Source organism: Micromonospora echinaurantiaca, from assembly GCF_900090235.1.
Taxonomy (GTDB): domain Bacteria; phylum Actinomycetota; class Actinomycetes; order Mycobacteriales; family Micromonosporaceae; genus Micromonospora; species Micromonospora echinaurantiaca.
In genome coordinates, this window is sequence record NZ_LT607750.1 from 5,240,720 (window position 1) to 5,263,051 (window position 22,332).

13 protein-coding genes and 1 pseudogene are annotated in these 22,332 nt (G+C 72.7%); 6 read left to right on the forward strand and 8 right to left on the reverse strand.

Going from position 1 to position 22,332, the window contains the following annotated elements:
• Positions 1-3: 3 nt before the first annotated feature.
• The gene (locus tag GA0070609_RS23575) at positions 4-3,066 is read right to left on the reverse strand and encodes a helicase-related protein (protein WP_088995800.1); all 3,063 of its coding nucleotides are present in this window, start codon (positions 3,064-3,066) and stop codon (positions 4-6) included.
• Positions 3,063-8,687 (reverse strand): sigma-70 family RNA polymerase sigma factor, encoded by a 5,625-nt coding sequence (locus GA0070609_RS35055; RefSeq protein ID WP_331716885.1) that lies wholly within the window; start codon positions 8,685-8,687, stop codon positions 3,063-3,065. The genes GA0070609_RS23575 and GA0070609_RS35055 overlap by 4 nt, the downstream gene beginning before the upstream one ends.
• A 9-nt stretch (positions 8,688-8,696) precedes the next feature.
• Here GA0070609_RS35055 and GA0070609_RS34595 point away from each other — a divergent pair, with 9 nt between their 5' ends.
• On the forward strand, positions 8,697-9,662 hold the full coding sequence (locus GA0070609_RS34595; RefSeq protein ID WP_231928397.1) for a hypothetical protein: 966 nt from the start codon (positions 8,697-8,699) through the stop codon (positions 9,660-9,662).
• A 400-nt stretch (positions 9,663-10,062) separates the two neighbouring features.
• Here the strand turns inward: GA0070609_RS34595 and GA0070609_RS23590 are convergent, their stop codons facing one another.
• On the reverse strand, positions 10,063-11,244 hold the full coding sequence (locus GA0070609_RS23590) for an aminoglycoside phosphotransferase family protein (protein WP_088995801.1): 1,182 nt from the start codon (positions 11,242-11,244) through the stop codon (positions 10,063-10,065).
• A 145-nt stretch (positions 11,245-11,389) separates the two neighbouring features.
• Here GA0070609_RS23590 and GA0070609_RS23595 point away from each other — a divergent pair, with 145 nt between their 5' ends.
• From GA0070609_RS23595 to GA0070609_RS23600, 3 genes and pseudogenes are all read left to right on the forward strand, one after another.
• Positions 11,390-11,884 (forward strand): hypothetical protein, encoded by a 495-nt coding sequence (locus tag GA0070609_RS23595; RefSeq protein ID WP_088995802.1) that lies wholly within the window; start codon positions 11,390-11,392, stop codon positions 11,882-11,884.
• 159 nt (positions 11,885-12,043) lie between these two features.
• A pseudogene (locus GA0070609_RS35270) lies at positions 12,044-12,259 on the forward strand (AfsR/SARP family transcriptional regulator); the annotation flags it as partial.
• Positions 12,260-12,574: 315 nt separating this feature from the next.
• On the forward strand, positions 12,575-15,052 hold the full coding sequence (locus GA0070609_RS23600) for an ATP-binding protein (RefSeq protein WP_231928398.1): 2,478 nt from the start codon (positions 12,575-12,577) through the stop codon (positions 15,050-15,052).
• A gap of 89 nt (positions 15,053-15,141) precedes the next feature.
• Here GA0070609_RS23600 and GA0070609_RS23605 read toward each other — a convergent pair whose 3' ends face one another.
• A complete protein-coding gene (locus GA0070609_RS23605; protein WP_088995804.1) occupies positions 15,142-16,506 on the reverse strand; it encodes a phospholipase D-like domain-containing protein in 1,365 nt (454 codons plus the stop codon).
• 510 nt (positions 16,507-17,016) lie between these two features.
• On the reverse strand, positions 17,017-18,252 hold the full coding sequence (locus tag GA0070609_RS23610; RefSeq protein ID WP_088995805.1) for a multidrug effflux MFS transporter: 1,236 nt from the start codon (positions 18,250-18,252) through the stop codon (positions 17,017-17,019).
• A 91-nt stretch (positions 18,253-18,343) separates the two neighbouring features.
• Between GA0070609_RS23610 and GA0070609_RS23615 the strand changes: the two genes are divergently transcribed.
• Positions 18,344-18,775 carry a MarR family winged helix-turn-helix transcriptional regulator gene (locus tag GA0070609_RS23615; RefSeq protein ID WP_088997928.1) on the forward strand — a complete coding sequence of 144 codons (432 nt, stop codon included), beginning with the start codon at positions 18,344-18,346 and terminating at the stop codon, positions 18,773-18,775.
• 27 nt (positions 18,776-18,802) lie between these two features.
• On the opposite strand, the gene GA0070609_RS23620 is transcribed toward GA0070609_RS23615, so the two are convergent.
• Complete coding sequence (locus GA0070609_RS23620) at positions 18,803-19,627, reverse strand: LLM class flavin-dependent oxidoreductase (RefSeq protein WP_088995806.1); 825 nt, start codon at positions 19,625-19,627, stop codon at positions 18,803-18,805.
• Between the two features lie 50 nt (positions 19,628-19,677).
• A complete protein-coding gene (locus GA0070609_RS23625) occupies positions 19,678-20,451 on the reverse strand; it encodes a PPOX class F420-dependent oxidoreductase (RefSeq protein WP_197700181.1) in 774 nt (257 codons plus the stop codon).
• A 131-nt stretch (positions 20,452-20,582) separates the two neighbouring features.
• On the opposite strand from GA0070609_RS23625, the gene GA0070609_RS23630 reads away from it, so the two are divergent.
• Complete coding sequence (locus tag GA0070609_RS23630; protein WP_088995808.1) at positions 20,583-21,011, forward strand: VOC family protein; 429 nt, start codon at positions 20,583-20,585, stop codon at positions 21,009-21,011.
• 8 nt (positions 21,012-21,019) lie between these two features.
• Here GA0070609_RS23630 and GA0070609_RS23635 read toward each other — a convergent pair whose 3' ends face one another.
• Positions 21,020-22,252 carry a hypothetical protein gene (locus GA0070609_RS23635; RefSeq protein ID WP_088995809.1) on the reverse strand — a complete coding sequence of 411 codons (1,233 nt, stop codon included), beginning with the start codon at positions 22,250-22,252 and terminating at the stop codon, positions 21,020-21,022.
• Between the last annotated feature and the right edge of the window lie 80 nt (positions 22,253-22,332).

The following is a 22,332-nucleotide window of genomic DNA, read 5'->3' on the forward strand; positions in this document are numbered from 1 at the left end:
CTGTCAGTCGTGGATGGGAGCGCTGGCCTCGACGTCGCGGAGGCTCGTCATCGGTGATCGGGGGCCCAGTTCGCTGACGAAGGTGGCCTTGGTGGCAGGGTCTTCGAGATCGGCGAACCAAGCCTGCAGCCAATCGGCGATCTGTTCGCGATGCAGGGAGTCCTCCGTCCCGTCGAGGCCCAGGACCTTGGCCACTGCGGCTGCCTCGGCCGCGGGCGTCATCCCGGAGTCGCGCGCGTACTGACGCAGCTTCGCTGGCGTGCTGAGCCGCTGCTTGCTGGCCGGCTCACGGATCATCAACGTCCGCGCGCCCACGACGCCGGCCACGGTGAGGTCCAGGACCCGGCGACTGCGGCGTGTGATCGGGATGGCGTCGACGAAGCGGTCGCCCTGCCGCACGTACTGCGTGAACTGCCGGAACGTCTGCGCATCGCGTTCCCGGCCGATCTTGTGCAGAACGTAGACCAGGCCAGGGTGCCTACGACCGACCCGCGCCGTGGTCTGGATGAACTCGGCAGTCGTCAGCGGCAGGCCCAGCATCACCATGGTGTTCAGCCGGTCTACGTCGACCCCGTGCGAGAGCATCGAACTGGCGGCCACGACGTGGATCCGCTCGGCGAAGTCCTCCTCCGGCTTCTCCAACCGGTCCAGGATGGCCCGGACGTCGTCGAACTCGGTCTGCCCGGTGAGCTGCTCGACGTTGATGCCCTCGACCGTGTTGTTGCTGCCAAGACTTCGCCCGGCGGCTTCCACGTCGTAGAGCGTCGACCCGTAGACGACGTCGGTGCCGTACAAGCTGACCAGCATGTCCACGTGCTTCCGGTCGATGCCGGCTTCGGCGCACACGGTCGCGGGGTCGTCCTTGAGCTGGCGGACGCAGCGCTGCAAGGCGTCTAGCGTCCGGTCACTGACGTGCTCCAGCGTGACGCCACGGGGCGCGACGGCCACGAACCGCCGCAACGGCTTCTCCGTCGGGCTCGTCCAGAACGATTCACCCGCTCGCGGGCCCGGCTGCGGAAAGACCCGTCCCTCCCGCTGGTAGAGGACCCTGGTCTGGTGTTCGTATCCGGTCAGCGTCGCGCTGCTCGCCACGATCTTCGCCCGAGTGCCACACAGCTCGATCTGGAGATGATCGAGCAGGCTCTCGTAGTGGGAGTCGACGGCGCCGAGGCTGTCCCGTAGGAGGTGCAGCTCGTCCTGCAGCCGCAGTGATGGGCCGAACCGCTTGGCGTCCATGGGCAGCGGCCTGAGGGCCTTGCCGCCCTGGCAGTCCGGCACCAGACAGCCGTTGGGGTTCTTGGACCGCTCCGCGTACGTGAAGCCGTGCCATTCCACCGGGCATAGCTTCTGTGGCGGCCCTACCAGGCCGCGCATCGCCTGCTGCAGACCGATCGATGCGGCCTTGTCGAGGGTGCCGACCACCACCGTCGGTAGGAACCTGAACACTTCCTGGTCGACGACGTACATCGGCAGGGCCTGCCCCTTCCAGGGGCATGCCCGGTTCGTGCAGCGATGGTCGAGCTTCCACCGCTGGCGGTCGAAGCGCATCTGGAGGTTCTCGTCCCGACAGAAGGGGCAGTGCAATAGGACTCGGTACTTGTCCGGCATGCCCGGGCTGTCCGGGGTGATCTCGTCGGTCTCGGTCTTCGGCACGATCTTGTTGGGTGTGCCTGCCCGCCCGACGAGGAAGCCGAGACTGAATGGTGCACCCTTGACGCCCTCTTCCTGGCGCACCATCTCCGCGCCGGCGAGAGCATCGGCGAATCGCTGGGTCTGCTGGAGGCTCAGTAGCCGCAGCGGGAAACGCGACCAGGCCGTCACTCCCAGGGCTTTGCCGGTGAGGCGGTCGAAGAACGCCGCCGTCAGGAGCAGCCCCAAATAGGTCTCCGTCTTGCCGCCACCGGTCGCGAACCAGACCGTGTCGACGTACCTAGCCTCGTCCTCCGGCTCGGCGAGGAAGCGAATGGTTGAGAGCAGGAAGCCGACCTGGAAGGGCCGCCAGGAGGCGTACCCGCGCCCCTTGGCGCTACGGGCGATGGCCTTGTTCATGAGTTGGAAGGCACGGAGGATCTCGGGACGGTCCTGTAGCAGCGCCAGACCGGACCGGAGCCTCCTCAGTTCCTCGAACACCTGCTCGGCAGACCCGTCGGCCTTGGCTCGCATGGTCGGCGTCCAACCTTCGGCGGCCTGCCGAGCGTCGAGAGCTGTCGAAGACCAGTGGGCGTGGTCGTACGCGTCGAGCGCATCGACCAGGACTTGGAGCTGAGGGAGCGGGTCGGATGCGAGCCTCATGAACGACAGGTCCGGCTGCGGAGCTGCGCCACTCCAGTAGTCGGGACGGTAGGTCTGCACGCTCACGGTGTCCGACGTGCGGAACACGCCCGGCGCCAGGACCTCGACGCCGACGTTCACACCGTAGGCCGGCACCTTCCGGTCGTACCGGAAGCTGTCCGGTAGCGCCTCCAACTCGAACGGCACGGTCGGAAGGCCAGAGACTTCGAGCTGCGTCTCGTACAGGTGGGAGTCGGTCAGGCCGGGTGCCTTCTCCGGGCTCGTGTTGACCAGCTGCACCACGACTTCGGTCTGCCGATGCCAGTCCTCCACGTCCACCCGCACCTCGGCGGAGAGACCTGGGGCACCCACCGCGGCGAATGCATCCCGGAGCTGCTTGCCACCGAACGTTCCGCCCTCGCCGTAGGCGAGGACCGACACGACCTCCTCGACGAGGTCCGTCCGCCACCAGCGCCGGTCCGGGTCCGGCCCGTCCTTCGGGTCCTTCACCCACGCCCGTGCCCGGACGGTCACCGTCATCGACCACGGTGGCGCCGTCGCGGGACGGAGCCGGATGGCGATCGCACAGGGGTCCAGACGTTCCGACCGATCGTCGGAGGCATCTTTGCGCACCTCGTCCTCGCAGGCGAGACGGCCCAACCAGAACGTGCCGGAGGGTGCCACCTCGAGACGGCTCAAGCCGTCGCCGCGGCCCGCCGCTACCACCCGTCGGTCGAGCCAGTCGACGAACGCCTCGCAGGCCTGCTCCAGAGACTGGTCCCCCACGCCGCTCATGACGCCTTCCTCCTCACGGGAACGCCGAACTCGCCGGCCTTCGAATCGTCGACCAGGTAGGAACGCAACGCAACGACCTCCTCGCTCTCCCGCAACGTCGCCAACGTCTTGACCTGGATCTGTCGGATGCGTTCACGCGTGACCCCGAAGTCGGCTCCGATGACGTCCAGCGTCTCCTCGTCCCCTGTTCCGAGACCGAACCTGCGTTCGATGATCTGGACCGCCCGCTCCGACAGGAGCGCGGTCAAGGTGCGGGCGACGTCCGTACGGAACATCGCGTGGATGACGATCTCGGCGGGATCCGTGCGCCCGTCGCGGTTCTCGTCGTCGAGCAGCACGTCCGACAGGTGGAGGTCGCCCTCCTCCCCGAGAAGCATGTCGATGCTGACGAAAGGACGTCCGAGATCTAGGACTGCCTGCACCGATCCCAGCTCCACGCCGGTCTCTTCGGATATCTCGGCCAACGTGGGCTCCCGATCGAGTCTCGACGTCAGCCTCGAGACCGCTCTTCGTACCTTCTGCACCTTCTCGTGCATGTGCACCGGGATCCGGATCGTCCTACCTCGGTCTCCGATACCGCGCTCGATGGCCTGTCTGATCCACCATGTGGCATAGGTCGAGAACTTGAACCCCTTCGAGCCATCGAACTTCTCTGCCGCCCGCATCAGACCGATGTTTCCGTCCTGGATGCGGTCGGCGAACTCCACGCCGCTGGAGTCGTAGTGCCGGCTCCTGGCGATCGAGACCACCAACCGTAGGTTCGAACACACCAATTCGGCATGCGCGCGTCTTCCATCCGCTACACGGCTTTCGAGGCTCGATCGGACGCTCGGCGGAAGCCCCTCTTCACCTACTGCTGCGAGTTGTTCCTGGGCAGCAAGCCCCTGCGAGATCAACGACCAGAGCTCGACCTCACGTGACGCGCCGATCAACGGATAGCGGGCGATCGCCTGGAGATACTGGCCAACGGAGTCACCCTGGATTTCGTAGCCCTTGGGCGCGGCCTGCTTCGGCCGCACGTCCGCTGACCGTGGAAGGTCGACGCCCGCGTCCTCCAGCAGGCTCAGCAACTCGCCGTGCTGCGCCGAGGACAAGTTCCGCTTCGTGGCCAGCAGTGCGACGTCGGCGCGGCTCAGCTGCCCGCTACGCGCCCAGTCTCCTAGGAGATCGTCGAGTGCTCGTCCCACGACGTCGTCGGCGGCTGTCGACGACGGTGTCTGCGGATCCTCCCCGAACATCCATGCAAGGTCGTCGTCCGGTGTCTCGTTCTCGGCCTCGACGGCCTCGGCATCCAAGCCGCTCTGACCGGCGTCGGACGGTTCCGCTGGAACGGAGGTGCCGGTGGGAGCCACGTCCATCATCGATCCAGCGACGGTCAGGTCGGTCGCGCCCAATGCGGCGTTGGGAGTCGTAGTTGAGGAGGCCCGAGTCAGAGCGACCACCAGCGCATCGACCTGATGGTTGGTCAGACGATGCCTGGAGACGAAATCGGCTACGACCGACTGCGCCGACCGGGAACCGCGGCGATCGAGGATCGTGCGCAGCTCGTCCACCAGCGCATCCGCAAGGGGTGCGGAGACCTTCGAGGTGGTGGTCCGTGAGGACAGCGGCACGACGACCGAAGCCTTCACGACGGGCGCAGGATCTGCGACCGAGTCGTCGGCGACGGTAACCGAAGTAGCGACACAGGGCGACGGTGACACGGCAACCGACGCCCCGATGGGGGCCGGTTCGGCAGCCGAAAGTCGCTCCCGATCGGGCGCCGGCCGGCCGAGCACGACGTCAGGAGTCTGCGGAGCGAGTTCCTCGACCGCACCGGCCGACGCGACTTCCATGGCTGACGGTGCATCGAACAGCGCGGCGGGCGGCGGAGGGGTAGACGGCTCGACGGTCGCCTCGACTGGCGACACGTGAGGTTCGTCGACCACCGCTGTGAGGGGTTCGACGACCGGCACCGACAAGTCCGGACTCACTACAGCGACACGCTCGACGGGCTCGGCCGACGGCATGGGAGGTGCCGACGCCCGCGCAGAAGGCGGTGCAGGAACAACCGCAACGAAACGAGCCGCGGGCGTGTCAGACCTCGCTGCGACGACCGTGCCGCCGTTTGGAGCAGATGGAACCGGAGGGACTGGCGGAACCGGCGGAGTCGGTGGGGCCGGCGGATCTGGCGGGACGGTAACGCCCAGCTCCTCGATGCGCTGCCACAGCGGCTCCAGTGCCGCCTCCGGATCGCGGCTGAACACACTCCCCCGGATGCGGACGAAGACGCAGTTGCCGACCCGCTCCAGCACGGCCTGCCGGCGCATGTCGCTCTCCCACTGGTCCGGCCCGTGGTAGGCGTCGCCGTCGCACTCGATGGCGAGCCGCCGCCCGTCCGGCGCCGGCAGCACGAAGTCGATCCGGTACCCGCCGATGCGGAACTGCGGCAGCGGCCGGTAGCCCCGGCGCAGGATCCGCCGCAGCACCGCGCGTTCGAAGTCGCTGTCGCAGCGCTTCTCCAGGTCGTCGTACTCCTCGTCGGCGGCGGCGACGTTCTGGCAGTAGGTGAGCAGCAGCCCTCGGGCATCGTCCTCGCGCAGGTCGGCAGGCTGCACGGAGTGGAAGACCCAGAGCTGGTCGCGGGCCCGAGAGGCAGCGACGTTGACCCGTCGGTGGTGGTCGCGCTTGGTGAAGGCGGAGACGACGCCGTTGTGCGGTGAAACGACCATCGACACGAGGACGATGTCGCGCTCGTCGCCCTGGAAGGTGTACGAGTCACCGACGCGCAGCCGGCGCCGTTCCATCTCCTCCTCGCCCACCATTTCGCGCAGGCGGGTGAGCAGATAGAGGGCCTGCCCGCTGGTGCTGAGCAGGCTCACCACCCCGATCGTGCGTCCGGAGTACGCGGGGTCGGCGACGATCGCGGCCACCCGCTCGACGAGCGCCTCGGCCTCGGCGACGTTGACGTTGCCGTACGTGGGGAGGTCCTGGCGAATGCCCTCCGGCACGTGCACGGCGATGACGGGGTCGCCGATGCCGGCGGGCCGGTCGGTCCGCAGGGGCTCGATCTCCCCGCCGTAGTACGTCTGGCTGGAGAAGCCGATGATCGCCGGTACGGACCGGAAATGCTCGGTCAGCAGGATGCGCTCGGGTGAGCGGCGTACTGCGTGGTCGTAGAGGCTGCTCTCCGGGTCGAAGTGCTCGGCGGAGGGCACGTCGAACAGGTGGGAATTGATCAGGCCGGTGACCGTGCCGACGAACGAGAGCTGCGGGCCGATCTGCTGGTCGTCGCCCACGACGACGGCCCGTTCGGCGAGGCTGAGGATCGGCAGGGAGAACATGTCCGCCTGGGACGCCTCGTCGACGATGACGACGTCGAAGTGGGCGCCGCCGGCGAACTGTTCGATGGCGCGGTCGACGGACATGACCCAGACGGGCACGGCGTCGACCGCGGCGTTCATCGCCCGCTGGGCGTGGGCCTGCCACTGGGCAGCGTTCTTGCCCGTACCCTTGCCAATCTTGCGCAGGGCGGTGGTCCAGTCGGCGAGCGCGGCCCGGCGTCGATCGTCGAGCGCCTTGGAGACCTCCAGCCAGGAGGAGGCGACGACGAGTTCTTGGGTGAGTCGTCGGATCCGTTCCCGCGTCTGTTCGATCCGGCGGCCGAGAGCGACGGGGTCGACGCTGCCAACGACAGCGTCGAACCAGGTCTGCGCCCGGCGCCACTGCCAGCGGTGCAGGCAGTCTGCCCCGGTGCCGCCGAGCGCGGTCGCCGTGGCGTCCTCGATCTGGGCGGTCCAGCCCGGCGCGGCCGAGCGCAGCCGTTCCGCGAGCTGGGTGAAGCGTTGTGCGTCGGGACGCAGCGCGGCGAGCCGGCGTACCTCGGCGACGATGCCGTCCCAGCCGGCGAGGTCGGCCCGCTGGCGGGCCTGGTCGAGCAGCCGCCACAGCTCACTGGCGTCGGTGGCCGACATGCCCTCCTGGAGGGCCGCGCCGAGGGTCCGCTCGTCGGCGACCAGCCGGTCGTACTCGAACACCGTCGCGCACCGGGCGACCAGGTCGGTGAGGGCGGTGAGCCGTCGGGCGTCGACCGCCTGCTCGGCCCGGGGGACCAGCCGGCGGACGGCGGCATGCAGGGTGGGCCAGCGGCGATGGTCCCAGTCCAGCGCCGTCGCCGCGTCGGTGAGCAGCCGGCCCACCCACAGGTCCGGCTGGTCGGCGAGGTCGGTGGGCAGGTTGAGTAGCTGCCGCCAGTCGGTCCACCGGGTGTTCAGCTCCTGGCGCAGCCGCAGCCGGGCGACGTACGCGACGACGATGTCGACGTCCTCGGTAGTGCGCAGGGCCTCGCCGTCGATGTGGCACTCGGCGGCGAGCCGGGCGAGGGTGGCCTGGAAGAGCCGGTTGACGCCCTTGCCGGTCGCGAACCGCTGCCTCAGCTCGGCGAGCTGAGCTAGGAGGCGACGCGGCTCGGCGAGCTGCGTCTCGGGGACGTTCACCTGGTGGCCGGCCAGGATCCGGGCCGCCGCGGTCAGGTCGGTGAGCGCCCGCTGGCAGGCCGTCACGTGGTCCTGCCACATCGTCTGCCAGTTCGGGTCGGCCTGGAGCAGGGTGGCCAGCCGGTCGGTCCACGCGCCCTCGCGCCCGGCGAGCAGCGTCAGCGCCTGACGCAGCTCCCCGACGAGGTCGTCGAGGGCCGGCCGGCCGATCGCCCGTACCTCCGGCAGGACCACCCCGGCGGCGGCGAGCCGGTCGAGCTCCTCGCGGGCGGCGGCTAGTTTGCGCCGCGCGGCGAGGACGGTCGCCTCGGCGGGCAACTCGGCCGCCGTTGGCAGGTACCGGAGCGCCTGCGCGCGGTCCTGTGCGATCGTACGGCGGGCGATCTCGAGCAGTTCGGTGAACTCCTCGACGCTCAGCGGCGCGTCCGCGTCGAGCGGTAGGGCGTCGGGGATGTCGCCGTAGCGGTCGGCCCGCTCCCGCAACCAGTTCCCGACGTCGCTCGGTGACAGCCGGATGCCGTCGATCTCGTAGTGCGCGGACTCGTTCTCAGCCATCGCCCGCAGGCCGCCGAGCGCCTGGCCGAGGTCCCGCTCGGCTTCCTCCAGTTGCCGCCGCAGCCGGTCGACCCGCTGCTGTTCGGCCCTCTTGTCGAGGGTCGCCCCACGGTCGGAGAGCTCACGGGCGGCGAGTTGAAGCTGCACGAGCTGGTCGGTGGAGCGGCCGAGCACGGCCAGGCACAGGGACTGGATCTCCTGCGGTAGGCCGTCGCGCAGGACGCGGAGCGGGTCCTCCTTCTGCGCCACCACGAGCACCCGCTTGCCGTGCGCCATGAGGTGGCAGATGAGGTTGCGGATGGTGTGGGTCTTGCCGGTGCCGGGCGGTCCCTGCACGGCGACGTTGCGGTGCTGCGCCAGCCGGCGCGCGATGGACTCCTGGGCCTCGTTGGTCGGCAGCGGCATGAGCAGCCGCTCCCCCAGCGGCGCCCACCGCGCCGGCTGGTCGTGCGGCATCTCCAGCCGGCTCGGCTCGTGGGCCAGGATGGCGGCCAGCGAGCCGATGGTCGCGGTGTCTCCGGCGAGCAGTCGGGCACGCAGCTCCTCCAGGAAGCGGCGCAGCATCCGCTGGCGGGGACGCAGGAAGAGCACACCCGTGTCGTGGACGTGCGGGCCGGCCGATGCCGCCGCGCCGGCGTCCGGGACGACGGGGTCGTGGCCCAGCCGGCGCAGGGCTCGCTCGAAGAACTCGACCCGGTCGAGGTCGTGCCAGACGTCGAGGTCGAGCTGGCCGCCGGAACCGGCAAGCGCGAGCAGTTGACCGAGGTAGCGCTCGTCGAGGCCGGTCAGCGGGTCGGTCTGCAACCGGGCGGCACCCTGTGGCACCACCGTGACCACGGAACGGTCGGCGTCGAACTCGATGGCGACCGGCGTCACCACCAGCGGGTACTGCACCCGGTGCCCGCCGACGTCGGTGCGGAGGACGCCGTGTCCCCACACCAGCTCGTGCGTGGCCGCGTTCATGTCGACGCGGTGCTTCAGGTCGAACAGGCTCCGGTGCAGCTGCCGTGCCGCCTCCGTACGCCTGGCCTGGTCGGCCCACGGACGCCACTCTCGCTCCCGCCACTGTGCGAACCGTTCCTGGAGCCGCTCGGTCGTCTCCTCGTCGGCGGCGAGCCGGGGTTCGGCGGCGTACGACGGCGTGCCGGCCACGTACGGCGCGAACTCGCTCGGCGTCCTGATCGGCTTCGCCGGAGCCGGCAGGCCGACCCGCAACCAACTGGCGCCGTCGGAGGAGACACCCACCTCGCAGGAGGCGTGGTCCGGGAAGTCGTGCTGCCAGAAGGCGTCGACCGCGGGCACCGTCCGGGCCGGCTTCTCCATCTGGGCCCGCACGGCCATCAGGTACTCGACCAGGGAGGTGGCCCGGTCGAGGATCAGCCGGGGCGATTCCGTCGAGGATGTGGAGGGGGAGAGCATGCGGCACCTTTGGTTCTGGGATGGATCTGCCATCGTGAGGTCGGCTCGACCCGTCGTCAGGAAGGCCGGCCGACCCTGCCTGATCGGAAAGCGCCCCGATGGCGTGAATCGGGCATGGCAGCGCGGGCAACCCACAGGAGCCCGTGACATGGACTCCGTCGCATGACCCCACGGCCGGCCCGCCGTCGCACTAGCTGAACACACCCTTCGCACAGGCGCACAGCTCCCACCTCACCACTGGCGGTCCCCGGACCATACCCGGACGAGTCCTGCCCGCGGGACCCCCTGGCGCTCCGCCGATCGGCCGGCCTCGGGTAACCTCTTCCCGCCGTCAATTGCCTTCAGGGTCAATATTGCCCCGAGGCAACTACTTGCCGACGATCTTCTCCTCTCCTGCTCAGCGGGGCCAGCCCTTCGAACCTGGCGTCGCGACGCTTTATCGCAGGGTCGCTTCTCTCGAGGTCCTACGCACACCGACGGGGCGCCGCTGTCGGAGATGCGACAGCAGGCGGGGCCACGGCTTTTACGGGACCTGTCCGGAACGCGATCAGCGGAGCACGGGTGCGAAGCCGACCGCCTGCTTCAGGCAGGTGGCCACGTCCGTCGCGTGATACACCCGCTCGCTCGCCTCGATCCCGGCCAGGAACATCGCGTACACCGCCGCCAACCGCAACGCCGCCACCGGCCGCAACAGCTCCACGGCCCGCTCCGGCTCACACCCCGGCACGCTCTCGCGCCACCGCGCACACCACTCCGCCAGCACCCGAGCGGCAGCCGCAGGCTCCAACCCTTCACTCAGCCGCAGCACGTCGAACGCCGGATGCCCGACGAACGCGTCCCCCCAGTCGATGACCACCCGCTGGTCGCCGCACACTCGCACATTCCCCGGGTGCAGGTCCCCGTGCACCAACGTCTCCGGCAGCCCGCACCGCTGCACCTCGTCCAGCCGCGACTCCAGCCCCGCCAGCAGCGACTCCACCGACGAGGTGTCGTGAGCGGCAAGGTGACCGCGGATCCATGTAGCCAGGCCGGCTGCCCGCAGATCCGGCACCCCCGCCGCCACCAGTTCTGCCACGTCCGGCACCGACCGCACCTGCACCGGGTGGTAGTCGGCGGCCATGGCCAGCCGCTCCTCGATCGGCGCGCCGTACCGGTCCTCGCCGGGCACGTGTTCCAGCAGCATTCGTCCGTCGCCGTCGTCGGCGAGCAGCGTCGAGGTGCGTCCCGGCACGGCCCGGCCGAGCCAGCGCAGCACCGCGGCCTCGTGCCGGAAGAACACCGGCACCTGCTTCAGCCACGCCGTCCCACCCGCGCCGTCGAGCCGCCAGATCGCCGACAGGTTCCAGGTCCGCTGTTGGGTGACGGTCTCTACCGGCCGGCCGAGCCACCGCAACTGCGCCGTCGCCCAGGTCAGGCTGCGGGCTGGTCCGCCGGGTTCGGCGTAGGGGGCGCGCAGCGGGTCCGCCGCCAGTTCCGGGTCCGCCGGCCGCAGCGGCGTGAGCAGCGGGTCGCTCACCTGTCCGAGGTACGTCACCGCGCCGCCGATGGTGCCGGTGTCGTCCCCGGCGAGCAGGCGGAGCACCTGCACGTCGACCCCGTACCGCTCGCGGGCCGCCTCGACGACCGGGGCGACGTCCTGCCACCAGGGCGTCGACACCTCGAACGGCGGCAGGGCGCCCAGCGGCGCGCCGGCGGCGTCGAGCAGGACGAGGGTCACGGTGCGGCTCACGCCGGGACGCTACCGCCGGGCCACAGCGGGCAGCGAGCGCTTAATCGCGGCCAGCCCGCCAGCGTGTCCCCGCCGCCCGCCACCACCGGCCCGCGCTCGCGGCCGGCCGCTTGCGCGGCCGGTCCACGTGATGAAGGTTGGCCCCATGTCCTGGTTGCGCCGCCTTCGCTACTCCGTGCCAGGTGTCTCGCCGAGCAGTTCGTACCAGGGCTGGGACGAGTACGACGGCCCCTTGCTGTCTGGCCGTCCCACGGTCGCGGCGGCGCTTGCCCGGGCACCTCGGCGGTTCGTCGACCTCGTCGTCCAGCCGGGCGACCCGGAGCTGGCGCTCAGCCGCGCCGATCTCCTGGCGGCCATCACGGTCGGCACCGGGGACGGACGGTCGTGGACCATCAGCCTCGCCGAGGAGATGAAGCCCGTGGTCGACACCGGGCCGGACGTGACCGACGACGATATCCTCCTGGCCGCGTTCGCCGCGCACCCCGAGGTGACGCTGGCGCAACACCCGGACCGGGAGTGTTTCGAGCTCGCCCTTGCCAGACTGCTGCGGGTCGACGAACTGCTCGCCCTGACCGTGGACGCCCTCTCGGCCGCGCACCGGGAGCTCGCCCGTCGTCTGCGCATCGAGCTACCCGACTGACCGCCGGCCCCACGCCGATTTCCGGTCAGCCTGACCGGCATCCGGGACACCCGTCGCGGGTTCACGCATCGTCACCCGGCGTGCCACTACGGTGGTCGATACGCCACAAGGGAGGGTGGGTCCTGGGTGTTGCGCATCAGCGTGCTCGGCCCGGTACAGGTGACGCACGGCGACCGGCCCGTCCGGCTGGGGCCTAAGCTGGTGGAGCTGCTGGCGATCCTCCTGGTCGAGGCGGGCTCGGCGGTACCGGCGTCCCGGGTCGTCCAGCTGTTGTGGGACGCGACGCCGCCGGCCGGTGCCCGGGCCACCCTCCGCAGCCACGTCTCCCACCTCCGCCGCGCCCTGGAGACCAACCCCGCCGAGCACCACCGGGTGAAAGCGGAACGGGATCCGCGCCCCGCGTTGAAAGCGGAGAGCGGGGAGCACCACCCGCCGGAAGCGGCACCCTCCGTGCGGGAAGCGGCACTCCGCGAGCCCTCCGCGCCGGAAGCGCCGACGCTCGGCGAGCGGCCTGCGCGGGAGGCGGAACGCGGCCCGCGCCTGACAGAAGCGGAATGGCGGGCGCGCCGCGCTTCGAGAACCGCATCTGGCGTGGCACCTGTGTCGGACCCGACGGCGGCCACGCCGATTATCAGGACCGTCGGCTCCGGGGCAGGCTCCGCCTACTGCCTCGACCTTCCACCCGACACCGTGGACGCGGACCGCTTCGAGCGCTGGTGCGCCGACGGCCGCCGGCTGGTGGCGGCCGGCGAGACCGCACTGACCGAGCGCGGGGTGGCGCTGCTCCGGGACGCGCTGGCGCTGTGGCGCGGTTCGGCCTTCGCCGACCTGGCCGACCGCCCGTTCGTCCGGCCGCGGGCCGGGCAGCTGGCGGCGGGACGCCGGGCGGCCCGGCGCGGCTACGCCGAGGGACTGGCCGCGCTCGGCCGGCACGCCGAGGCGGTCGCTCAACTCTCCGCCGCCCTCGCCGACGACCCCTACGACGAGGCCGTACGCCGGCTGCTCGCGCTGTCGCTCTACGCCGAGCAGCGGGTGGACGAGGCGGCCGAGGTGTGCCGGGAGGGCGTCGTCCTGCTCGGCGAACGCGGGCTGGACGCCCCGGAACTCCAGGAACTCCAGCGGGACATCCTCCGCCGGCTCGTACCATCGCCACGCGGGGCCGCCGACCCGGTGAAGCTGGCGCGGCCCTGCCTGCTGCCGCCCGACCCGCCGCAGTTCGTGGGCCGCGCCGAGGATCTCGCCGCCGCCCGCCGGCTGCTGCTCTCCCCCGCCGACGGCTCCCCGACCGTGCTGGTCAGCGGGTTGGCCGGGGTCGGCAAGACGCTCTTCGCGGTGCGCCTGGCCCACACGCTGCGCGCCGACTTCCCGGACGGTCAGCTGTACGTGGACATGCGCGGCTTCGACCCGGACGGCACTCCGCTCGGCGCGGGTGCGGCGGTGCGCGGCTTCCTCGACGCGCTGGCCGTGCCGCCCGACCGGGTGCCGGCGACCCTGGAAGCGCAGGCCGGGCTCTACCGGAGCCTGCTCGCCGGCCGGCGGGTGCTGGTGGTGGTGGACAACGTCCGCGACGCCGACCAGGTCCGCCCGCTGCTGCCGGGGGCGGCGGGCTGCGCCACGGTGGTGGTCAGCCGCAACCAGCTGCCCGCCCTGGTGGTCGCCGAGGGCGCCCGGCCACTGCGGCTCGACCTGCTCACCGACGGCGAGTCCCGGGAGCTGATCGGCCGCCGGCTGGGGGCCGCCCGGCTGGCCGGGGAACCGGGCGCCGTCCGGCAGATCGTCCACGCGTGCGGGCGGCTGCCGCTGGCGCTGGCCATCGTGGCAGCCCGCGCGGCCAGCCACCCCGAGTTCACCCTGGACGCCCTCGCCGGGGAGCTGCGCGGCGACGGTGGCGGGCTCGACGCGTTCGCGGTCGGCGGCACCGACGTGCGGGCGGTCTTCTCCTGGTCGTACCACGGGCTCACCGCGCCGGCGGCGGGGCTGTTCCGGCTGCTGGCGGCGCACCCCGGTCCGGAGGTCACGGTCGCGGCGGCGGCGAGCCTCGCCGCCGCACCCCCCGAGGAGGTACGCGCGGCGGTGCGCGAGCTGGCGGCGGCGCACCTGCTCGTCGAGCACGTCCCGGGCCGGTACGCGCTGCACGACCTGCTGCGCGCGTACGCCAACGAGTTGGCCGACGACGGCGGGCGACGGGCGGCGCTGCGCCGGACGCTCGACCACTACCTGCACACCGCGCTCGCCGCCGACCGGCTGCTCTGGCCGCACCGGGATCCGCTGGCGTCCCCCGCGGCCGCGCCCGGCGTACGGCCGGAGGTGTTCGCGGACCGCGACGCCGCGCTGGCCTGGTTCACCGCCGAGCACCCGGTGCTGCTCGCCGCGCTGGACCGGGCGGAGCGGGCCGGCCTGGACGGGCACGTGTGGCGGCTGGCCTGGGCGGCGGCGAACTTCCTCGCCCGGCGTGGGCACTGGCGGGACTGGGTGCGGGTGGGGCAGGCCGCGGTGGCCGCGGCGCGGCGGCAGGACGACCGGGCGGCTGAGGCCGAGGCGCACCGGATCCTCAGCGGCGCGTACGTGCGGCTGCGCGACTTCGACGCGGCGCGGGAGCACTACGGACGGGCGCTGGAGTTGTTCGGCGGGCTCGGTGACCTGGTCGGGCAGGGGTTCACCCGGCGCAGCCTGGGCTGGCTGTGCGAGCAGCAAGGTGACGTCCGCGCGGCGCTGGGGCACGACCTGGCGGCGCTGGAGCTGTTCGAGCGTGCCGGGCACGAGCGCGGGGTGGCCAACACGCACAACTCGGTGGGCTGGTGTCACGCGCTGCTCGGCGACCACGAGCCGGCGATCTCGCACTGCCGCCGCTCGCTGGCGTTGCTGGAGCGGCTCGGCGACCCGGTCGGCATGGCCGGCGCCTGGGACAGCCTCGGGTACGCCTACCGGCAGGTCGACCCGCACGAGGCGCTGGCCTGCTACCGGCAGGCCCTGGGGCTCTACCGGCAGCTCGGCGACCGGATGAACGAGGCGGTCACCCTGCGCCAGTTGGGCGAGACCCAGCACGCGGGAGGGGACAGCGCCGCCGCCCGGGAGTCCTGGCGGCAGGCGCTGGACATCCTCACCGACCTCGACCATCCGGACGCCGAGCGGGTCCGCACCCTGCTGGCTGGAGCGACCACAGCCTGAAGGGTCGGCCGGCCACTGGCCAGGGCGGCCACGGCCTGAGCGCCCGGAGGGCCGGCCGCAGCCGGGCCGGCCCTCGGGTAGCGGGGTGCTCAGCCGGCGTCCTCCGCTGAGGCGGTGCCGGTGGTCCCGGCCGGCGGCGTCCACCGCAGGCAGGTGCTGTGGTGCTGCTCGAAGCGCTGCTGGAACGGCGCGGCGAGCGGGTGGTTGCGCAGCGCCACGATGTTCTCGTCGTTCTGCCGCAGCGCCCGGTAGGTGAGGTTGTGGCTGCCGGTGTAGAGGGTCGACTGGCTGCCCCGACGGATGATCATGAACTTCTCGTGCATCGGGACGCCCCCGGCGGCGGTGTAGCCGCACAGGTGCACCGGCATCGCGCGGGCCAGGTCGACCAGGGCCTTCATCGGCGCGCCCGCGTCATGTGGCCGGCCGGATTTGGCGCCGGTGACGATCCGCACCTGGCAACCGCGGGTGCGCGCCGCTTTCAGCTCCCGCACCACGGCCGCCCGCTGGATGCGGAAGTTGGCCAGGTCGATCCGGGTGCCGCCGGAGCAGTCGGTGGAGCGCAGCAGGCTGGCGACCGGGTCGTTGCTGGCGCTGCCCGGCGTACGCCCGGCGGCCTCGCGGCGGGGGAAGGTGTAGACGCGGTGCGCGCCGACGGTGGTCGTCCGGCCGTAGTTCGGGTTGTTCCGCCCGGAGGCGCCGTAGCTCATCAGGTCGTTGAAGTAGCTCAGGTAGGCGTTGTACAGGCCGGCGTGGCTGATCGTGATGGCGTTCTCGTACGCCCGGTAGTGGTCGAGGTTTGCCGAGGAGACGTAGAGGACGTTGCCGGCCGTACCGCCGCCGGCCAACTGCACCCGGGAGATGGTCATGAACTTGTCGTGCAGCAGCGGCGGGTTGTGCAGCGGTGACGCCCCGGTCCGGCGGGTGACGCAGCCGCGGGTGGACTGGCCGTCGGATCGCCGCTGCCCGCAGGCCACCACCCGGGCGTTGGGGATCGCCTTGAGCGCGGTGTAGTGCGGGGTCCCGACCTGGCTGCCGTTGATGACGATCCGCACCCGTACGCCCCGGGCGGCCGCCGAGCGCAGCGCGTCGACGATCTCCTGGCGGTTGAAGAAGTAGAGGGTGAGCGAGAGCGTCGCCCCGGGTGCGGCGGCGTTGATCAGCCGGGTGACGTGCGCGGCGACTCCGGCGTGCATGTCGCTCTCGGTCTTCTGGTTGAACCAGGCGTAGTTGCGTACCTCCGACGCGGCGATCGGCACCGCCGCCGCGGCGGCGGCCGGCGCCTCCGTGGTGGCGGCCGGCGTCTCCGTGGTGGGTTCGGCCGCGCTGGCCGGGGTGATCGGCAGGGACAGCGCGGTCGTCGCGACCAGCGCCAGGGCGAGGCCGCGCCGGCCCACCCGTCGGGTCATCCGGCGCACACCTCCCCGGTCGGGGTTCTCCAGCGGTTCGATCTGCATTCCGATGCCTCTCCGTTGGCCAGCGGCTGGCCCCCGTCGGTGCCGTGGCCGTCCCCGAGGGTCGGCACAGGCCGTTCGGCCCCACGATCCAGCCGCTGGTCGATGGCCGGAACCGGCGCGTTGCGGTGCACCCGTCCCGGATTGATGTCGACGAGGCGAGGTGGACGCCACTCCCCTCGTCTACCGGGAGGGTCGCGCCGCTGCTGGGGTTGCGACGCGCCCCTTCCGGATCGACATCCACGATTGCAGTGCCGCGTGGAAGCACCGTGGAAGCAGCGTGCAGGCAGCGCGGCAACCCGCGGCCGCGGTTCCGGCGCCGCGCGCGATGGTCCGTTTGGTCGCGGCTGAATTGGTTGGCAGCCTCCGGACTGGTAACCGCTGCCACGGAGGCGCGGCGGTCGCCGATCACTGCAGGCAGGGCGCCGACATAAGGGTTATCCGCCCGCTTGGGATAACACTTATCAGCCCTTGCGGCCGCCCCCGTCCGATAGTCCTCCTACATGACGGTCGTCAGCGTGGGAAACGCGGGCGGGCCAGGGTGCGGACGGTGGTGAGGGAGGCGACCGCCGCCCCGGCGATCACCACGGCCATCGGCAGCGCGCTGCCCTCGCCGCCCAGCCCGACCAGCGGCGCCGCCAGCGCCCCGACCACCGACTGGATCGCGCCGAGCAGCGCGGCGGCCGTGCCGGCGTGCGCGGCGTGCCGGTCCAGGGCCAGCGCGGTGCCGTTCGGCGTGACCATGCCGAGCGACCCGACGAAGGCGAACAGCGCCACCGCCACCAGCGGCAGGCTGTCCAGCAGCGCACCGGCGAGCACCGCGGCGGCGGCCAGCACGCTCACGCCCAGCGCGCGCATCAGCAGCGGGCGGAGTTCGAAGCGGTCGAGCAGCCGGGCGTTGAGCTGGCCGACCGCGACCAGGGCGAGCGCGTTGACGCCGAAGAGCACGCTGAACCCGGCGGCGGAGACGCCGAAGACGTCCTGGAAGACGAAGGACGACCCGGAGATGTAGGCGAACAGCCCGGCGAAGGCGAGGCCCTGGGTCAGCGCGTACCCGAGGAAGATCCGGTCGGTGAAGAGCGCGCGGCCGGCGGCGGCCGTGGCGGCGAGGCCGCCGGTGCTGCGCCGCGCGGCGGGCAGCGTCTCGGGCAGCCGCCACGCGACGGCGGCGGCGAGCAGCGCGCCGATCACCGCGAGCGCGACGAAGACGGTACGCCAGTCGCCGAAGCGCAGCACCAGGCTGCCGAAGGCCGGGGCGGCCATCGGGGCGATGCCGAAGATCAGGGTGAGCCGGGAGAAGTACTTCGCGGCGTCCCGGCCGGCGTAGAGGTCGCGGACGACGGCGCGGGCCACGACCACGCCCATCCCACCGGCGAACCCCTGCGCGAATCGCGCCGCGGCCAGCAGGTCCGCGGTCGGCGCGGCCGCGCAGGCCAGCGACAGCAGGGCGTACGCGCCGACGCCGGCGAGCACCGGGCGGCGGCGCCCCCAGCGGTCGCTGAGCGGGCCGGTGACCAGTTGGCCGAGGGCCATGCCGACCAGGCAGGTGGTCAGCGAGAGCTGGATCCGCGCCTGGTCGGCGGCCAGGTCGCGGGTCATCTCGGGGAACGCCGGCAGGTAGGTGTCCAGGGAGAGCGGGCCGAACGCGGTGAGCGTGCCGAGCAGCACCAGCAGCACGGCGGCGGCCCGGCCGGTCGGCGCGGCGACGCGCTCGCCCGGGCGTACGGGCGGCGCGGTGGTGTGCGACATGGTTGTCCTCTCGGGGGCGGCTCGGCCCAGCTACGATAGCTCTGACTACAGAGGTATCGCGGCGTGGAGAGGGCGGACTGTGACCGACGAGATGGTCGATCGCCTCGGCGGGGCCGTCGGCGAGCTGCACCGGGCGCTGCGCCGGCGAGCCGTCCAGCGGGCCGGCCGGGTCGCTCTGCCGGACGCCCAGGTGGAGGTGCTCCGGCTGGTGCAGCGGCAGCCGGGGGTCAGCGTCCGGGAGGCCGCCGAGCGGCTGGGCACCGCGCCGAACACGGTCAGCACGCTGGTCGGCGAGCTGACCGGGGCCGGCCTGCTGCACCGGGAACGGGACCCGGCCGACCGGCGCAGCGTCCGGCTGGAGTTGACCGACGCGGCCCGGGAGCGGATCGCCGCGTACGGGCTGCACCGGCGCGAGCTGCTCGCCGCCGCGCTGTCCGAACTGGACGAATCTGACCGGGCCGCAGTGCTGGCCGCCGGGTCGGCGCTGGGCCGGCTCGCCGACCGGATTGCCAGCCAGCACTGAGCCGCTACCCGGCCGGTGGGGCCGGGGTCAGCGGGGCGGACCGGCCAGGATGCGGTCCCGGGCGGCGTCGACGCCGCCGCGCCACCAGCCCATCGCCTCGACCCACCAGGTCAACCCGGCGTCGACGTACGGCGCGACGATCCGTTCGGCGTTCTGCGGCGTCGTCCAGCCCTCGAGGACGACGTCGAAGCCGTCCAGCGAGCCCCGCTCGGCGGCGACGAACCGGACCGCGTCGGCGAAGTCCTCGACCGGCACGGGGATCTCCCGGCCGGCGTCGCGGAAGGTCGCCATGAACCCGTCCCACCGGGCGGAGCGGCGGAAGCCGGGACGGTTGGGCCAGCGGCCGGCGCACCAGACGGGGATGCGGGGGCGCTGCACCGGGGTCGGCAGCATCCGCACCCGCTCGCCCGACGGCAGGGGCACCTCCTGGCCCGACCAGAGCGCGGCGAGCTGCTCCAGCGACTCGTCCAGGCGCCGGCCGCGCCCCTGCAGGTCGGGATCCTCGCCGAAGGCCGCGTACTCGCGGTCCATCGACCCGATGCCCGCGCCGAAGACGAGCCGACCGCCGGAGAGGGTGTCCAGGGTGGCGGTCTCCCGCGCCACGATCTGCACCCGCCGCCGGGGCAGCGCGGTCACCAGCACCCCGAGCCGGATCCGGGCCGTACGGGCGGCGATCGCGGCCGTCACCACGACCGGGTTCACCACCGGCCAATCCGGATCGTGGTAGAGCAGGTGGTCCCAAAGGAAGACGCCGTCCCAACCCCGTTCCTCGGCCGCGACGGCCAGCTCGACCAGAGTCGCGGCGTCGGCGAAGGGCCCGACGTTCGGTAGACCGACAGCGAAGCGGGGCATCGCCCCACCCTAGTCACGGCTCGTCCCCGGCGGGAGCCACGGGGGACGGGTCAATCGGCGCGCAGTTCGAAGTGGACGGTACGGCCGGTGCGCCGCCGGCCGAGCCGGTGCGCCAGCGGTACGAGCATCCCGTGCAGCAGCGGGTACTTGCGGCGCAGCGCGCGGGCGGCCGCGGCGTACTCCGCGCCGGTGAGCCGCCGGGCGGTGGCCGGCAGCGCCGGGCCGGTCGGCCGGCCGCGCCCCGTCGACGCGGCCACGGTGACGGCCGGGTTGGCCCCGATCCGCCGGGTCTTCCAGGCTCGTTCGAAGCTGCGCACGTAGGCCCGCTCGCCGGCGACGGCGATGCTCACCGGGGTAGCGACCGGGGTGCCGTCGCGACGGTAGCTGGTCAGCGCGACAGTCTTCTGCCGGGTGAACCCGGCCCACGGCGGTGCCGCGTCCGGCTCGACCCGGCCGAGCACCGAACCGAGTTCACGCCACCGCAACATCAGGGCCCCGGCGGCCACCAGCGCGAAGACGGCGATCAGCGCGGTCTGCCCGGTGGCTCCGCCGAGGTCCCGGTCCATGATGTGCGAGGCGGTGTGCGCGACCGCCCCGACCAGGTAGCCGGCGAGCGCGACCGCCAGCCCGTCCGCCCAGATCAGCGCCAGCAGCAGGGTGGCACCGATGCCGAGTTGGAAGGCGCCGACGTCGTGGACGAAGTGCCGGTGCTCCGGGAAGTTGACCGCCGCGCTGAACGAGCCCGGTGCGACCAGCGCCCACACCCCGGTCACGACCGCGGACAGACCGAGCAGGGCGGCGATGACGCGAATGATGCCTCTCATGCCCCTTCGACGGAACGGGGCCGGTCGAGGTGACATCCTGCCCGGCCCAGCCTGCGAGCGGCGAGCCGGACGGCAACGACGTCGAGGCCGGACTGCCACCCGCCGGAATGATCCGGCGCTAGGTTGGCGGCATGGAGCAGCGGATCAGCCTGGTCACCCTCGGGGTCGCCGACGTGGCCCGGGCGCGGACCTTCTACGAGCGGCTCGGCTGGCGCGGCCAGGAGGTCGAGGAGACGGTCTTCTTCCAGGCCGGCGGGCTGGCGCTGGTGCTGTGGGGCCGGGCGAAGCTGGCCGACGACGCGGGCGTCGACGACCCCGGCGACGGGTTCGGCGGGATGACGCTGGCGCAGAACGTCCGCTCCCGCGACGAGGTGGACGACCTGCTCGCCGCGGCGGCGGCCGCCGGCGCCGAGGTGACCCGCCCGGCCCGGGAGACCTTCTACGGCGGGTACGCCGGGTGTTTCGCCGACCCGGACGGTCACGTCTGGGAGATCGCCTGGAATCCGGGCTTCCCGCTCGGCCCGGACGGCACCATCACCGTGCCCGACTTCGGCGGCTGACCGGCGGGTCAGGGGCTGGGCGTCGGGCAGAGCAGCGGGTCCAGCAGGGGCAGTTCGAGCGGGTCCAGGCAGAGCGTGAGCAGGTTGCCGGGGTCTGCCGACGGTGGGGCGGTGGTCGGCGGCGCGCTCGGGGCCGCCGGCGGGGCGGTGGTCGGGGCGGGCGCGGTGGTGGGCGGCGGCGCGATCGTCGGCGGCGCCGGGGTGGGCGCCGCAATCGCCGGCGGTACGGGGATTCGCCGGCTCGCCGGGGGCGTGGGCCGGGTCGACCGGTGCCGCCCGGCGCCGCCGGTGGCCCGGGGTGCCGGCTCGCCGGTCACCGACGCGGCCGTCCCGCCGCCCGCCGGCTCGCCGGGGATGGGCGGGGCGGTGAGCTCGAGCGGTCGCGGCGCGGCGTCCACGGCGGGGGAGCTGCCCACCTGCGCCCGGTACGTCGGACCGGTCGGCCCGGCGTCGACGGCACCGGCGGTCAGCGTGCCGAACGCCAGCGTGGCGAGGGCGGTGACGGTGGCCACCCGGCGGTCGGGGCGCCGCGCGACCAGCGGGGCGTGGGCCGGCACGACCAGCGGCGGCGGCACCGGCCGCGCCTGCCGGTGCGCGTCGAGCAGGTCGTCGACCTGCGCGGCGACGGCCGCCCGGCACCCGGTGGCGGTGGCGAAGGCGAGGGTGAGGTAGAAGCGGAAGTTCACCGCCGCGGTGTCCGGCACCAGCAGCCCGGCGAGCCGCCCGCCGTCGGTGCGGTGCAGCAGGGTGAGCGGGGCGTGGGGGTGGTGCGCGGGCCCCACCAGGTCCGGGTACGTCCACTCGCGCCGCTGCTCCCGCCCGCCGAACGCGACCCGGTGGTTGGTCACCACCGCCATGCCGGTGTCGACCGACCGCACGCCTCGCGGCAGGGCCCGGTCGGTGCGGTCGGGGCCGGTCGCGGCACCGGCCAGGCCGGGGGTGGGCAGGCCGGTGACGTGCCGGGCCTCGGCCTCGACCAGTTCGGCGGTGGGCAGCACCCGGTAGACGACCTCGTCGTCGGCGAGGTCCACCGGCAGGCCGGTACGGGGCTGGGTGCAGCCGAGGAAGCTGGCGGCCTCGATCTGGAGCCGCACCAGTTGGTCGTGCCGCCGGAGCCAGGCCGCGGTCTCGGCGTCGTACGCGCGCCGCCGCCGGTCGTTCTCGCGCTCCGACCAGGTGGTGCGCCAGCGGGATTCCGCCGGCGCCGAATCTCTGATGGTGGCCGGTGATGTCGCCGTCACGTCTGGTACAACCGCTCGTCCCGTCGACAGGACACGCATGACGATCGATATATCCGCGTTGTTCCGGAAAGGAGAGAATT

Coding starts and splice junctions, on each gene's coding strand:
- GA0070609_RS23620 (WP_088995806.1), bottom strand. CDS start 19,627: ATGCCCCGCTTCGCTGTCGGTCTACCGAACGTCGGGCCCTTCGCCGAC.
- GA0070609_RS23615 (WP_088997928.1), top strand. CDS start 18,344: ATGGTCGATCGCCTCGGCGGGGCCGTCGGCGAGCTGCACCGGGCGCTG.
- GA0070609_RS23625 (WP_197700181.1), bottom strand. CDS start 20,451: ATGAGAGGCATCATTCGCGTCATCGCCGCCCTGCTCGGTCTGTCCGCG.
- GA0070609_RS23575 (WP_088995800.1), bottom strand. CDS start 3,066: ATGAGCGGCGTGGGGGACCAGTCTCTGGAGCAGGCCTGCGAGGCGTTC.
- GA0070609_RS23610 (WP_088995805.1), bottom strand. CDS start 18,252: ATGTCGCACACCACCGCGCCGCCCGTACGCCCGGGCGAGCGCGTCGCC.
- GA0070609_RS23595 (WP_088995802.1), top strand. CDS start 11,390: ATGTCCTGGTTGCGCCGCCTTCGCTACTCCGTGCCAGGTGTCTCGCCG.
- GA0070609_RS23605 (WP_088995804.1), bottom strand. CDS start 16,506: ATGCAGATCGAACCGCTGGAGAACCCCGACCGGGGAGGTGTGCGCCGG.
- GA0070609_RS23630 (WP_088995808.1), top strand. CDS start 20,583: ATGGAGCAGCGGATCAGCCTGGTCACCCTCGGGGTCGCCGACGTGGCC.